This is a genomic window from Acidaminococcus sp. (genome assembly GCF_057597765.1).
On record NZ_DBMBXK010000007.1, the window covers coordinates 65,759 to 79,187 of the forward strand.

Below are 13,429 nucleotides of genomic sequence, written 5' to 3' on the forward strand. Positions count from 1 at the left end.
CTCCTTTTTTATACCATCTTCTCCGGATGGAACACTTTGTCGAATTCTTTTTCTTCCATAAAGCCCAGTTTCAGGACGGCTTCTTTCAGGGAAATGTTGTCCTTGAAGGCCAGTTTGGCCACCTGGGCACATTTGTCGTAGCCGATATAGGGGCTCAGGGCCGTCACCAGCATCAGGGAATTGTGCAGGTTGTGGGCCATTTTTTCCTTGTTGGCCTTAATGCCCACCACACAGTTCTTCCGGAAGGATTCCATTACATCTCCCAGGAGCCGTACGGACTGAAGGAAGTTGTAGATGGTCACCGGCAGGAACACGTTCAGCTGGAAGTTCCCCTGGGAAGCGGCAAAGCCGATGGCCGCATCGTTGCCCATGACCTGCACCGCCACCATGGTCACCGCTTCGCACTGGGTGGGGTTCACCTTCCCGGGCATAATGGAGGAACCCGGTTCGTTGGCAGGGATGGTAATCTCTCCCAGTCCGTCCCGGGGGCCGGAAGCCAGCCAGCGCACATCGTTGGCCATTTTCATCAGGTTGGCGGCCAGAGCCTTCAGGGCCCCGTGAGCAAAGACCATATCGTCCAGGCTGGTGAGAGCATGGAATTTGTTGGGGGCTGTCACAAAGGGGAACCCGGTGTTCTTGGCAATAAAGCCCGCCACCTTTTTGTCAAAGCCTTTGGGGGCATTGAGGCCGGTACCTACGGCCGTGCCCCCCAGGGCCAGTTCCAGCAGCCCTTTTTCCGCGGCTTTGATTTCCTGCCGGTTCCGTTCCAGCATGGTCCGCCAGCCGGAGATTTCCTGGGAGAAAGCCACAGGCACTGCATCCTGGAGATGGGTCCGGCCGGTGGTCACAATGCCTTTATTTTCCTTTTCCAGCTTTTTGAAAGCAGCCACCAGCTCATCCAGGGCCGGCAGCAGGTGTTTTTCCAGTTCCCAGACAGCAGCAATGTGCATGGCGGTGGGGAAGGTGTCGTTGGAGCTCTGGGACATGTTCACATGGTCGTTGGGATGGAGTAGGGCTTCCCCGGCCAGTTCATTGCCCCGGTGGGCGATCACTTCGTTGACGTTCATGTTGCTCTGGGTGCCGCTGCCGGTCTGCCATACCGCCAGCGGGAAGTTTTCGTCCAGTTTGCCCTTGAGGATCTCGTCGCAGACCTTCCCGATGGTCTGGCAGCGTTTCTTGTCCAGTTTGTCCAGAGCCTCATTGGCCTGGGCTGCGCTTTTCTTCAGATAGGCAAAGGCCCGGATCACTTCCAGAGGCATTTTTTCCGTACCGATCTTGAAGTTTTCAAAGCTCCGTTCCGACTGGGCACCCCAGTACTTGTCCGCCGGGACTTTGATTTCACCCATAGAATCCCGTTCCAGACGCCATTCCTCTTTTTTCGCCATGATATCCCCTCGCTTTTCCTATGATATCTGCATTATTCCATAGCCCTGGGGGTTTGTCAAATGAAGAAGGGCTGTTGCATACGCAACAGCCCTGTCAACGGTCAGCAGCCGAGGGAAGCCAGATGCCTGGCATCTGGTTTTGGACGCAACCTTCCGCCCGTCCCGGCCGTCTTTCTTTATGCCGCCTGCAAAGAAGCAGCTTTCTTTTTCTGTAGGAAGATCACGGCGATGAGGATCACGGCTCCGATGATGTCGGTCTGGATTCCCGGGATCATCAGCAGCAGGGCCCCGACCAGGGACACCAGCCGCATGACCACATTCACCGGTGCGTACACATATCCTTCGCAGGCCACCGCCAGGAGGAACACCCCCAGCGCCGCCGTTGCCGCCGTAAACAACCCTTCCCCTAAGGTTGTATTGATCAGCATCAGCTGAGGCGACAAGACGAAAATATAGGGAATGATGAACCCGGCCACTGCCAGCTTCACCGAGGTCCAGCCGGTCTTCATGGGATCCCCGCCGGATACCCCTGCCGCCGCAAAGGCCGCCAGGGCCACAGGAGGCGTCAGGTTGGCAAACATGGCAAAGTAGAAGCTGAACATATGGGCCGCCGCATTGGGGATGCCCAATTTGAACAGGGCCGGCGCCGCAATGGAGGAAGTGATGATGTAGGAAGGAATGGAAGGCAGTCCCATCCCCAGGATCATGCAGGTGATCATGGTGAACACCAGGGTGAACATGATGCTGGTATTCCCCAGACTGATGATGGTGTTGGCCATGGTGAGCCCGAACCCGGTTTTGGAGGAAACCCCCACCACAATGCCCACGCAGGCACAGGCAATGGCCACGCTGACCGTCTGCTTGGCTCCTTCCGCCAGGGCATCCACAATGGCTTTGGGTTTCATCCGGGTGGCTTTTTTCAGAGCGGCCACCAGGATGGTCACCCCGATGGTGAGCACCGCCGCATAGACTACGGTGGAGCCGGACATGAACAGCATGTACAGCAGGAACACAATGGGAATGATCAGATGGCCCTGGGCCTTCAGCACATCCCGGGTACGGGGCAGCTGTTCTTTGGGTACCCCTACCAGACCGTCTTTGGACGCCCGGAGCTGGACCTGGATCAGGATCCCCATGTAGTACAGAAGCGCCGGAATGGCCGCCCAGACGATGATTTCCGAATACTTGACCCCCAGGATTTCTGCCATGATGAAGGCTGCCGCCCCCATAATGGGCGGAAGCAGCTGGCCTCCTACGGAAGCTGCCGCCGACACCGCGCCGGCAAATTCCGCCGAATAACCGGTCTTCTTCATCAAAGGAATGGTAAAGGACCCGGTGGTCACCACATTGGCCACCGCAGAGCCGTTGATGGAGCCCAGGAGCCCTGCTGCCACCACGGACACCTTGGCGGGACCGCCTTTGGTGTGACCGGCAATGGACAGAGAAATGTCATTGAAGAACTTTCCCATGCCGGATTTGGTCATGACGCAGCCAAACAATATAAACAGGAAAATATAGCTGGAAGATACGTTGACGGAAGTGCCGTAGATCCCTTCCGTATTGGCGAAGAAATGGTTGGACAGACTGAGCCAGTCGTAGCCCCGGTGCATGAACATCCCGGGAAACTCCCGGCCATACATCCCGTAAAGGATGAAGCAGATGCTCAAGATGGGCAGGGCTTTGCCGCTGCAGCGCCGGGTGGCTTCCAGCACCAGCACCACCAGCAGGGTAGCCATGACCATATCCATATCGCTGGCCCGTCCGGCCCGTTCCACCACACCCAGGTAATCATGCCAGATGTAGAAAGGAATCACGAAGGAAATGGCCGCCAGGAACCAGTCGAACCAGCTGGGGGTAGTCCGGCTGGATTTTTTCCTCATGGGATACATCAAAAAGCACATGGAACACATCATGGCCACATGGAGAGACCGGTGGACCAGGGTCACCGGAGGTCCAAAAATAGCCGTATACAGATGGTAGAGAGAAACCAGGATGGCAAAAATGTAAAAGAAACTTTTGATTTTGCCGGTGAATTTCCGGGTGGCGCTTTCCTTGTCCACCTTTTCGATGATGGCATTGGTCTTGGCCGCCATTTCTTCCGTCATGTCTCCCGTGATGATCCCGTCCTTATTGACGGGAGCCTGGGAGAAAGCGTCGGAGCCCGGAGCTGCAGAGCGTTTCTTCAAGTCGTCCATCAAAATACCCCCTTTTCTCTATGATCAGGGTCAGCCGGGTATGTTCCGGCAACAGCCGGCCGCTGGTGAGCAGCTGGTCGTTGATCCGGATCTCCCGGGTGGCGTAATGGGAGTTCAGCCAGTCGATCCGGGGAAACACCTGGTCGATCTGGTCCATGTAAATGTTCCCTTTTTCATCGATCCAGGTCTTCTTCCCCCTGTTTTCCGGAATCCCCGCCCCGAAAGCCGGGAAGGAAATGGTATCCAGCACCAGGCTGTTGTCCGGCGCCACATGGAAATATTCATGCCAGTGGATGTGCTCCAGAGAATGGATCCATCCGAAAAACAGCCTGTCCCCCGGCCCGGCGGGATATTCCACATAAATTTTCCCTGTCTGATAATCCCTGATCCGCAGGACTGTCCGGCCGGCCCAGTGCCACCAGAACAGCAGTCCGATGGCAAAGGGCAGGGCCAGACAGGCCAGGATCCTTGTTTTACCCTTCACGGGACAGCCTTAGAGCTTCCCTTTTTCTTTCCAGAATTTTTCCGCCCCGGGATGCAGCTTCAGAGAGGTCCCTTTGATGCCTCTCAGACCGGTATCCAGGGTGATTTCCCGTTTGGCCGTAGCATGGGAAGCTCCGATGGTTTCCAGCCCCTTCTGGGAATAGATCCCGGTAAGCAGGTCATACACCACATCATCAGGCAGCTTCTTGTCCACCAGCATCACGTTCATAACGGCAGCGGTAGGCGTATCCGCGTCCGTGTCATAGGATTCCTTGGGAATCTTGAAGGGCATGTAGAAGGGATACTTGGCGGTCAGGTTCTTGATGGCTTCCCCGTCGATGGGAATGAACCGGATTTTCTTCATGGTGCCCAGTTCCTTGATGGTGGCATTTCCCAGGCCGGAAGTCACGAAGGCCACGTCGCACTGGCCGTTCTTGATCTGGTCGATGGCTTCCCCGTAAGACAGGTAGTCCACCTTGGCGTCCTTGTAGCTCATGCCATTGGCTTCAAAGATCATCCGGGCATTCAGTTCCACCCCGGAGTTGGGAGCCCCGACCCCCACTCTCTTGCCTTTGATGTCCTGGAAGGTCTTGATGCCGGAATCTTCCGTAGTAACGATCTGGACCACGTTGGGCCACAGACCCATCATCACCCGCAGGTCCGGCTCCTTTTTCTTGCCTTCAAAGGCCCCGAAAGCGTCCTGGCACTGGATCACCGAGTCGGACATGGCAATGGCCATTTCACCCTTGCCGGTAAGGATCCCGTTGATGTTTTCCACCGTAGCCCCGGTAGCCGTAGCAGAAGTCTTGTAGCCCATTTCCCCGACGACTTTGGAGAAAGCGCCTCCGATGGGGAAATAGATACCGCTGGTAGGACCGGTGAGCACGGTGATGAACTGTTTGCTCCGGTCCAGTTTTCCGTCAGCAGATTTCTTGTCCCCGGAGCCGCCGCAGCCTGCGGCTGTTACGGCCAGCATCCCTGCCATCAATACTGCAAACCACTTTTTCACAATAATCCCTCCTTAGATTGATGGAATAAAGGCTCTTCAAACCCTGTGAAGGGCTGAATTCAGAAAGAAAAGGGGGTAAATCATAAAAAGGCAATCCGCCATCAGCAGAATTTATATTTGATGAAATTATTGTTTATTTTCATATTTCCGTGAATTCTATGGATTCAGTATAACATACAGTTTTCTCGGATTCAACATGAAATAGTTCAATCCATTGTATACAATAGATTGCATAAAGACATTATTTGTTCATAATAATTGATTTTTATATGTTCAAATTCACAGTTTTATCAAATTTATTTATGGCGTTTTTGTGTCTTACGGCTTGGTTCCATGCAGAAAAAGTCCGTAGTGCCTGCGGGCGGCCGGGCCTGCCGCCCCTACGGATCCGGCGTACACGCTTAAACAGGCCGGCAAGCTGCAGGCGGCTCTGGCCACATTTTACCCTGGACCGGCGCAGCTGTGCCGCCCGGTCCGCCCGCCGCACACAAAAAAAGACCTGTCCCAACGGGACAGGCCTTTGGCTTTCAAATGGTGATCCACCCGGGACTCGAACCCGGGACACCCTGATTAAAAGTCAGGTGCTCTACCAACTGAGCTAGTGAATCATTGCGTTACAGCTTAATCATTATAGCGTGAATCAGCGGATTTTGTCAACCCTTTTTATCCAAATTTTTCATGTAAAGATCCATTTCGTCGGCGATCTTCTTGGAATACTCCACCGCATGGACCACGGTCTTGGCTCCGGTGACCACATCCCCGGAGGCAAAGACCCCGGGCAGGGTGGTTTCCCCGTCTTCGCTGGTCTTCAGGTTCCCCCGGTCGTTGAGCTCCAGGCCTTCGTTGTGTTCCACCAGCCGGCGCTTGGGCACCTGGGATACGGCGATCACCACGCTGTCCACCGGCACCAGACGGGCGGTGTCTTCCAGCACGATCACATGGCCGTCTTCCACTTTGGTATCCGCCACCATGGGGCCTTCGTCCTTGATGGCCACGGCGGTTTTGTTGAATTCGTACTTCACTCCGTCCAGCAGGGAATATTCATATTCATCCTGGGAGGCGGACACATGGTCCCGGCGCACATAGACGGTGACGCTTTTGCAGCCGTGACGGACGGCGGTACGGGCCACGTCCATGGCGGAGTTCCCGGACCCGAAAATGGCCACGCTCTGGCCCAGATCCACTGCATCCGGGTTGTTCAGGTAGCTGATGGCATAGTGGACGTTCCCGAAGGTTTCCCCGGGGATCAGCATCCGTTTGGGCCGCCAGGCACCGGTGCCGATGAACACGGATTTGTACCCGTCGGCGAACAGGTCCTTCAGGGTGATGTTGCCTCCGATGGTGAAGTTGAACCGGAACTTGATGCCCATTTTCTTCATCCGGTCTTCGAACCGGTCCAGGATGTACCGGGGCAGCCGGAATTCCGGGATCCCGTACCGCATGATGCCTCCGATCTTGTCCCGGGAATCGAAAACGGTGATCTGGTAGCCCCGTTTGGCCAGGATGATGGCAATGGTGATCCCGGCAGGGCCGGCGCCGATAATGGCCACTTTTTTCCCGTTGGAGGGAGCCTGGTCGATCTTCAGCCGGTCGAAGCAGGAATCGGAGATGTAGTTTTCAATGGCGGAAATGTGCACAGGAGCTCCCTTGATGCCCCGGATGCAGTGACCTTCGCACTGGGCCGCATGGTTGCACACCAGGCTGCAGACTACGGAAAGAGGGTTGTTGTCAAACAGCATCTGGGCGGCCGTCATCAGGTCGTTTTCCTTGAACAGCCGGATCATTTCCGGAATATTGGTATGGATGGGACAGCCTTCCCGGCACCGGGGCTTTTTGCACTGGAGACACCGGTTGGCTTCTTCCAATTCGTGAATGGACATAGGAAAAACCTCGTTTCCTTTAAAATGGTATTTTTTATAGTCTATCGAACTGGCAGGGATTCTGTCAAGGGAAAAGGGGGCTGCAGGTATGTGTCAACAAGTTCTCGGTAAAGCCTTCATCACAGTATAGTTATGCAGAAAGGGGCTGAAAGTGCAGAGTGAAGAGTGAAGAGCATGGGCCCGTAGAGGCCACACAACCGGCGGCTCGCCAGATGTACGAATCTCTGACCCCAACGATGTAGGGGGTCGCCGCAGGCAAACCCGTCCCGGCCGCCCAGAGGGCAAAAACTTCTATACCCATACACCCGCGAGGGCTCTCCGCCGGGAGGGCAGACCCGTTCGTCCCTGGCGGGAGGCTCACAGCCTATCGCCTTGCCCTGACGGTCAAAGGCTGCGGCTACGGACCAGGAAGCCGGACCCCATCTGCCTCCGTTTTTTTTCATTTCAAGATCAATTTGCAAAAATTGATTTCCAACAGCATCGAATTTACAATCCCTGTACCAGGGAAAAATCCACATTTCCTCCGGAAAGGATAAACACCACTTTGTCTTCCGGTTTGAAGGCCAGTTTCCCGCTCTGGATGGCCGCCAGACCAATGGTGGAGGAGGGTTCGGCCAGGACCTTGCCTTCTGTAAGGAGCAGCTTCATGGCTGGGAGCAGAGCATCTTCCGGCACGTCGATGACCTGGTCCACTTTATCCCGGACAAGGGGGAAGGTTTTGTCTCCCGGGCACAGGGTAGCCACTCCGTCGGCAATGGTATCCGCCTGAGGAACTTCTATGGGCCGCCCTTCTTTCAGGCTTACGGTGAAACGGGGGATCCGGTCCGGTTCGCAGGCAACGACCCGGGTTTCCGGACGGATGCCTTTGACAGCCGTGGCAATCCCGCTGGTAAGACCGCCCCCGCCCAGAGGAACAACCACTCCATCCGGATCCGGCAGATCTTCGAAGATTTCCAGTGCAATGGTCCCTTGACCGGCCATGACATCATAATCATTGAACGGTGGCACATAGCAAAGTCCCTGTTCGTCCCGCATCCTTTCCGCAATGGCAAAACGCTGGGACTTTTCACACAGGATCACATTGGCCCCCAGGTCACGGACGGCCTGGATCTTGATGGCCGGCGCATGTTCCGGGATGACCACCGTAGCCTGGATTCCCAGCATTTTTGCCCCATAGGCCACGCCCCTGCCATGATTGCCGCTGGAAGCCGTGACCACACCTTTTGCCCGTTCTTCCGGAGTCAGCTGCAGGATCCGGTTCAGAGCCCCCCGGATCTTGAAAGAATGGGTCAGCTGCATGCATTCTGCCTTCACATAGACCTGACAGCCCAACAGAGCATCCAGAGACGGAAGACGGAGCAGCGGCGTGTGCAGCACATAGGGCCGGAGCCGGTTCTGTGCCTGAAAGATGGATTCAAGAGTCAGCATGATACAACCTCCTTCAAGTCAACGATAATTCCTTTTCAGCCTGCCAGCAGGATTTTTATCCGGCTTACCTCTCCACAATCTCCGCTTCCTTCACCGCCGGCTGGCCCAGCCAGGCCAGGGCCTGGTCCAGGTCCAGGGTGACTTTTCCCTCTTCGTTTACAAAGGCGGGGATGCCAATGAAGGAACGGCCGTTTGCCCCTTCCCGGGCCGGGGCAAAGGCAGCTTCCCGGTCCCGGAGGGTAAGGAAGTCTTTCATATTGTCAGTATTCGCCGTCATGTCGATGAACCGGAACTTGTCCTCCAGATTCCGGGCCTTCAGGATGGCCAGGGTATTCCGGCAGTCGATACAGATTTCACTTCCATAAAACAGGATCATGGTGTCTCGCTCCTTTTTGTCTCTTTTGACCGTATTGTACCGGGTAGAGGAAAGGAATGCAAGGGGGACAGCAGCCCTGCAGCAGCTTTAATTTCCGAACTGCACATCTTTACTTATAAAAATAGTTCAGTATAAGCAGACGCTTATACTTATTTTCCTGTATCATTCCTAACAAGTTTAACATTTCTTTACGAACCATTCACATATTTTTTGACTTTTTGTGAATAATCAGCTACACTGACCTTGTTCTGTTCATTATGAATCCGGAACCATTCTAAAAAAGGAAGTGCATGTCCATGAAGCTGAAGAAACTGGAAAAAGTCCTTGCGGTAACTGCCCTATCCCTGAGTTTCTCCCTGGGGATGGCCTATGATGTCCATGCCATGGTGGGAGGGAAACCGGTGATCGGGATTTCCTGGAAGAGCAACAAACAGGATTATGCGGCCTTCAAAAAGATCATCGAACTGGCCGGCGGGGTTCCGGTGGAACTGGGCCAGATCAAAAGCACGGATGTGAAATATGACAGCGACGGTGCCGTGGACAAATCTGCCCTGGAAAAATCCGGCATGCTGAAGCAGAAATACGCCAACAAGATCAAAGCCAAAGACTTTGCCAAAACCAACATCGCCACGGTGATGCAGGGTGTGGACGGGGTCTTCGGTACCGGCGGAGAGGACATCAGCCCGTCCCTGTACAAAGATGCGGAAAAGGAAAAGAACCACGGGGAAGGGATCAACGCCACCCGGGATATTTCCGACTATACCCTCCAGGCCTACTGCCTGGCCAACAACATCCCTACTTTGGATGTATGCCGCAGCGAACAGATGCTGGGGGTTGTCTCCGGAGCCAAAATGATCCAGGATCTGACGGATTACTACAAGGAACAGGGGAAGACCTATCATGACGACTTCCACCGGATGCCTCCGGGAACCCCCAACCGGGATTATGCCCGTCATGATGTGCACATCCTGCCGGCCCATTCCCATCTCCGGGAAATCGTGGGAGCTGACGAACTGAAGAACGTTTCTTCCTGGCACCATCAGGCTATCGGCAGCATCACCGGAACGGATCTGGTCCAGACGGCAGAAACTACCTACAATGGCATTTCCATCATCGAAGGGGTGGAATATCCCAAGAACACCTTTACGGTGGCTCTCCAGTTCCATCCGGAAAACGACCTGAAACAGGTGCTGATCAACAAAAAAGACGCCAAAGACTACTGCGACACCAAAGTGTCCCTGAAATTTTTCCAGGCCCTGGTGAAAGCGGCAGCGGATAAGGCGACGAAATAAAAAAAGGGGCGCAGGCCCCTTTTTTTGTCAGCGGTCAATGGTCAATTGTCAATGGCCGGTATAAAAAATAAGGTGTGCTGCAGTTTTTTCTGCAGCACACCTTATTTTTTATACCCGAAATTCCCGTCTTACCATCCCCGGTATTTCTACTTCATACCTGGTGACTTTGGATTTCGCTTTACTGGTGGCCAGGACACCCAATGTCAGGATATCCAGCAACCCTTCCACTTTTTTCGTCATTTCGTAACCGCTTTTCGCTGTCATTCCCATGATCCATCCCTCCTACTTTCTTGCCATCATGCCAGGGACCGGTTCCGTTTACTCGAAATCGAAATACCCCATGGGATCCCAGTCTTTCAGGCTGGGGACATCGCTTCCGGACAGGCTGGGAGCGAACAGTTCCAGGATCTTCTCTTCTACGCTGCCGGCTTCCGTACGAGCCATCGTTTCCATTTTACCATTCATTCCCATAAGAACCCCTCCTTTTTTGTTCGGCTATTTCCGAACTATCTTTATTATAATTCATATATTGTTTATGTATAGTACTTCACATTCAGTTCACATTTGGATGTTTTGTTCAGGGGTAAATTGTAAACAATTTTACGGAATTTGAGATAATTCAAAGGAAACTGCTGCCCATGCAGCAGCCCCTGCCACTCACCACTCCCTTCTGGCACTTTTATCCCCGATTCCCATCTTTATCCGGTATTTGTTCACAGTCCGGCGGGCCACCTGGATGCCCTGTCGTTCCAGGGCCCTGCAGAGAGCCTGGTCGCTGAGGGGGTGGTGCTTGTCTTCTCCGTTGATCAGTTCCCGGATCAGCTGCTGGAGCTTCTCTTCCGTCACCTGGCCCTCTTCCCGGGAGGCCGCCTGACCCTGGAGGAAACTGCCGGCGGTGAAGCTGCCCCACCGGCACCCCAGGATCTTGTGCTGGAGGGCCCGGCTCACCGTGGACAGGGACAGTCCTGTATCTTCCGCCAGATCCGCCAGCTTCAAAGGCTTCCGGTGGCCGGGACCCAGCCGGAAAAAGGCTTCCTGGTGAGTCACCAGAGCCTGGAACACCAGGAGCAGGGTCTGATGCCGTTCCTTCAGCAGCTGCTGAAGCTGCCGGGCTTTTATCAGCTGTTCCTTCAAATAGGATTTCACCTGGGTTCCCTGGTTCCGGCCCCAGTCCATGTACGCCTGGTTCAGGATGAATTTCCGGCCCCAGGGATCATGGACTGTCACCTGAAGCTCTTTTCCCGTATCTTCCACCCATACGTCTTCCCGCTGATAGACCACCGGTCCACTGGCAGCATACCGGCTGCCGGGCTTGGGATCCAGAGCCCGGATCCGTTCCCGGGCTTTGAGGACTTCTTCCTGGGTGCAACGGAATTTCCGGGCCAGAGCCGGGATCTGGTTCTGCCCCAGGAGATCCAGTCCTTCCCGGACGATTTTCCGGGCCAGGTCCGCCTCTTTCCCCTGGTTTTCCAGCTGGAGCAGCAGACACTGGGACAGATCCCGGGCTCCCACCCCAGCCGGTTCCAGCTGCTGGATCAGCCCCAGCACCTTCCGGACCTTTTCTTCCGTGACCCCGAAGGCCCGGGCAGTATCCGGGACGCTTTCCGTCCACCAGCCCCGGCTGTCCAGAGTCCCGGCTATGTAAAAGGCCAGGTGCCGTTCTGCTCCGGAAAGCCGCAGACACCCCACCTGTTCCTCCACCACCTGCTGGAGAGTCTTTTCCTGCCGGCCTGCATTGGCTACCGGGTCCGGCAGGGAATCATCCTCCCGGTCCCGGACGGTCCGGTCCCGCCTCTGTTCTCCCGCCGTCTCCCGCCAGTCCGGAGCCGTCCCTTCCCCGGGAAAGTCCAGCAGAGGATTGGCTTCCACCGCCTCCTGGATGTACTGTTCCATTTCCAGAGCTCCCAGCTGGAGCAGCTTCATCTGCTGGACCAGATACAGGTTCAGCTGCTGTTTCTGCTGGGGAGCCAGAGTGAGTTTTGTCATGTTCATAATAGGTTTTCTTCCTCCTTTCTGCCCTGTTTTTTATCCTGTTTATAAAAAAATAATATACTCTAGAGTATAATACTTTAGAGTATATTATTTTACAAGACAGAGAATTTTCTTTTTTAAAGCCCCTTTTCCTCCAGTGCGTCTTTCAGCTGGTGGAAGGCCTTTTCCACGGTGGCACGGGGACAAGCCATGTTGAACCGTTCGAACTGGGAGGTAGCCGGTCCGAAGATCTTCCCGGAATCCAGCCACAGTTTGGCTTCATCCACCACCAGGTGCTCCAGTTCCTCATCGGAGAGCCCGTAGCCGGAAAAGTCGATCCACACCAGATAGGTGCCTTCCGGTTCCACAAAGGTGGCTTTGGGAAGGTTTTCCTTCACAAAATCCCGTACCCAGGCAATGTTCCCGGCAATGTATTCCACCAGTTCCTTCACCCATGCATCCCCTTTGGTATAGCAGCTCTTCACTGCCACCTGGCCCATGATGCTGCCCTGGCTGTAGCCGGCGGCGGCGTTGGCCTTCCGGTATCTCCGGCGGAGTTCTTTATTGGGGATGATGATGTTCCCGGGCTGGAGTCCCGCCACATTGAAGGTTTTGCTGGGGGAGTTGAAAACAACCAGATTGTCTCTGTACTTTTCATCCAGGGCCAGGAAGCTGGTGAAATGGTGGGGCGCATAGACAAAGTCGCAGTGGATCTCGTCGTCCAGGATGATCACCCCGTGCTTCAGGCAGATATCTCCCAGCCGGGTCAGTTCTTCTTTGGTCCACACCCGTCCTGCCGGGTTGTGGGGACTGCACAGCAGGAATACCTTTACCTGGTTCTCTAGGATTTTCTGCTCGAAATCAGCGAAGTCAATGGTATATTTTCCGTTTTCGTAATGGAGCTGACTGTTGATGAATTTCCGTCCATTGTCTTCAATCACTTCCCGGAAGGGGTAGTACACCGGCTGCTGGATCAGCACGGCATCCCCCGGTTCGGTAAAGGCCTTGACCCCGGTGGCCAGGCCAAAGACCACTCCGCAGCCCAGGGTCACCCATTCCGGCTGGATGTGGTATCCGTGGTGAAGGGAGAACCACCGGTCCAGGGCGGTGAAATATTCGGCGTCCGGATCCGTGTAACCGAAGATCCCGTGGTCGATCCGTTTGTGGAAGTCTTCCAGGATCTCTTCCGGCAGGGCGAAATCCATATCTGCCACCCACATGGGCAAAAGATCCGTCCGCCCCTTCCGTTTCATCCCAAAATCATATTTCAGGCAGCTGGTGCCCTTCCGGTCGATGATCCGGTCAAAGTTGTATTTTCCCATACGATCGCTCCTTTTCCCAGTTGTTTTCTATATTATATTACCGGATGAAAAGGAAGTTGGCAACAAAAACGGGGGGTGTGGGGTGATT

Annotated in this window: 12 protein-coding genes and 1 tRNA gene; 1 reads left to right on the forward strand and 12 read right to left on the reverse strand. The window is 54.8% G+C overall.

The genetic code is table 11. The features are described 5' to 3' along the window. Positions 1–8: 8 nt before the first annotated feature. From fumC to ACZOF8_RS06265, 8 genes are all read right to left on the reverse strand, one after another. Entirely contained in the window at positions 9–1,385 is a 1,377-nt protein-coding gene (fumC, locus tag ACZOF8_RS06230) for a class II fumarate hydratase (RefSeq protein ID WP_279128303.1), read from the reverse strand. Positions 1,386–1,561: 176 nt separating this feature from the next. Then, positions 1,562–3,490 carry a TRAP transporter permease gene (locus ACZOF8_RS06235; RefSeq protein WP_347567413.1) on the reverse strand — a complete coding sequence of 643 codons (1,929 nt, stop codon included), beginning with the start codon at positions 3,488–3,490 and terminating at the stop codon, positions 1,562–1,564. A 22-nt stretch (positions 3,491–3,512) separates the two neighbouring features. Further along, positions 3,513–4,064, reverse strand: coding sequence for a DUF1850 domain-containing protein (locus tag ACZOF8_RS06240; protein ID WP_022487536.1), 552 nt, complete (start codon positions 4,062–4,064; stop codon positions 3,513–3,515). Between the two features lie 9 nt (positions 4,065–4,073). Then, entirely contained in the window at positions 4,074–5,072 is a 999-nt protein-coding gene (locus ACZOF8_RS06245; RefSeq protein ID WP_022487535.1) for a TAXI family TRAP transporter solute-binding subunit, read from the reverse strand. A gap of 532 nt (positions 5,073–5,604) precedes the next feature. Continuing rightward, a tRNA-Lys gene (locus tag ACZOF8_RS06250) sits at positions 5,605–5,680 on the reverse strand. 45 nt (positions 5,681–5,725) lie between these two features. Continuing rightward, positions 5,726–6,952 carry an NAD(P)-dependent oxidoreductase gene (locus ACZOF8_RS06255; RefSeq protein ID WP_022487534.1) on the reverse strand — a complete coding sequence of 409 codons (1,227 nt, stop codon included), beginning with the start codon at positions 6,950–6,952 and terminating at the stop codon, positions 5,726–5,728. A gap of 486 nt (positions 6,953–7,438) precedes the next feature. Further along, a complete protein-coding gene (locus tag ACZOF8_RS06260) occupies positions 7,439–8,380 on the reverse strand; it encodes a threonine ammonia-lyase (RefSeq protein ID WP_022486604.1) in 942 nt (313 codons plus the stop codon). A 64-nt stretch (positions 8,381–8,444) separates the two neighbouring features. Then, positions 8,445–8,756, reverse strand: a complete 312-nt coding sequence (locus tag ACZOF8_RS06265) for a hypothetical protein (protein ID WP_022486605.1) — start codon at positions 8,754–8,756, stop codon at positions 8,445–8,447. Between the two features lie 296 nt (positions 8,757–9,052). Between ACZOF8_RS06265 and ACZOF8_RS06270 the strand changes: the two genes are divergently transcribed. Then, entirely contained in the window at positions 9,053–10,048 is a 996-nt protein-coding gene (locus ACZOF8_RS06270) for a gamma-glutamyl-gamma-aminobutyrate hydrolase family protein (RefSeq protein WP_229778445.1), read from the forward strand. Between the two features lie 108 nt (positions 10,049–10,156). Here ACZOF8_RS06270 and ACZOF8_RS06275 read toward each other — a convergent pair whose 3' ends face one another. The 4 genes from ACZOF8_RS06275 to ACZOF8_RS06290 all read right to left on the reverse strand — a co-directional run bounded on the left by ACZOF8_RS06275 (position 10,157) and on the right by ACZOF8_RS06290 (position 13,341). Continuing rightward, positions 10,157–10,318 (reverse strand): hypothetical protein, encoded by a 162-nt coding sequence (locus ACZOF8_RS06275; protein ID WP_487426686.1) that lies wholly within the window; start codon positions 10,316–10,318, stop codon positions 10,157–10,159. 48 nt (positions 10,319–10,366) lie between these two features. Continuing rightward, positions 10,367–10,519 (reverse strand): hypothetical protein, encoded by a 153-nt coding sequence (locus tag ACZOF8_RS06280; RefSeq protein ID WP_022488018.1) that lies wholly within the window; start codon positions 10,517–10,519, stop codon positions 10,367–10,369. Between the two features lie 186 nt (positions 10,520–10,705). Beyond that, complete coding sequence (gene rpoN / locus ACZOF8_RS06285; protein WP_022488019.1) at positions 10,706–12,040, reverse strand: RNA polymerase factor sigma-54; 1,335 nt, start codon at positions 12,038–12,040, stop codon at positions 10,706–10,708. 116 nt (positions 12,041–12,156) lie between these two features. Next, on the reverse strand, positions 12,157–13,341 hold the full coding sequence (locus ACZOF8_RS06290; RefSeq protein WP_022488020.1) for a MalY/PatB family protein: 1,185 nt from the start codon (positions 13,339–13,341) through the stop codon (positions 12,157–12,159). Between the last annotated feature and the right edge of the window lie 88 nt (positions 13,342–13,429).

Bases quoted from the DNA above. Each gene is read 5' to 3' on its own strand.
- fumC (WP_279128303.1), bottom strand. From the start codon at position 1,385: ATGGCGAAAAAAGAGGAATGGCGTCTGGAACGGGATTCTATGGGTGAA.
- ACZOF8_RS06235 (WP_347567413.1), bottom strand. From the start codon at position 3,490: ATGACGGAAGAAATGGCGGCCAAGACCAATGCCATCATCGAAAAGGTG.
- ACZOF8_RS06255 (WP_022487534.1), bottom strand. From the start codon at position 6,952: ATGTCCATTCACGAATTGGAAGAAGCCAACCGGTGTCTCCAGTGCAAA.
- ACZOF8_RS06260 (WP_022486604.1), bottom strand. From the start codon at position 8,380: ATGCTGACTCTTGAATCCATCTTTCAGGCACAGAACCGGCTCCGGCCC.
- ACZOF8_RS06265 (WP_022486605.1), bottom strand. From the start codon at position 8,756: ATGATCCTGTTTTATGGAAGTGAAATCTGTATCGACTGCCGGAATACC.
- ACZOF8_RS06270 (WP_229778445.1), top strand. From the start codon at position 9,053: ATGAAGCTGAAGAAACTGGAAAAAGTCCTTGCGGTAACTGCCCTATCC.
- ACZOF8_RS06275 (WP_487426686.1), bottom strand. From the start codon at position 10,318: ATGGGAATGACAGCGAAAAGCGGTTACGAAATGACGAAAAAAGTGGAA.
- ACZOF8_RS06280 (WP_022488018.1), bottom strand. From the start codon at position 10,519: ATGGGAATGAATGGTAAAATGGAAACGATGGCTCGTACGGAAGCCGGC.
- rpoN (WP_022488019.1), bottom strand. From the start codon at position 12,040: ATGAACATGACAAAACTCACTCTGGCTCCCCAGCAGAAACAGCAGCTG.
- ACZOF8_RS06290 (WP_022488020.1), bottom strand. From the start codon at position 13,341: ATGGGAAAATACAACTTTGACCGGATCATCGACCGGAAGGGCACCAGC.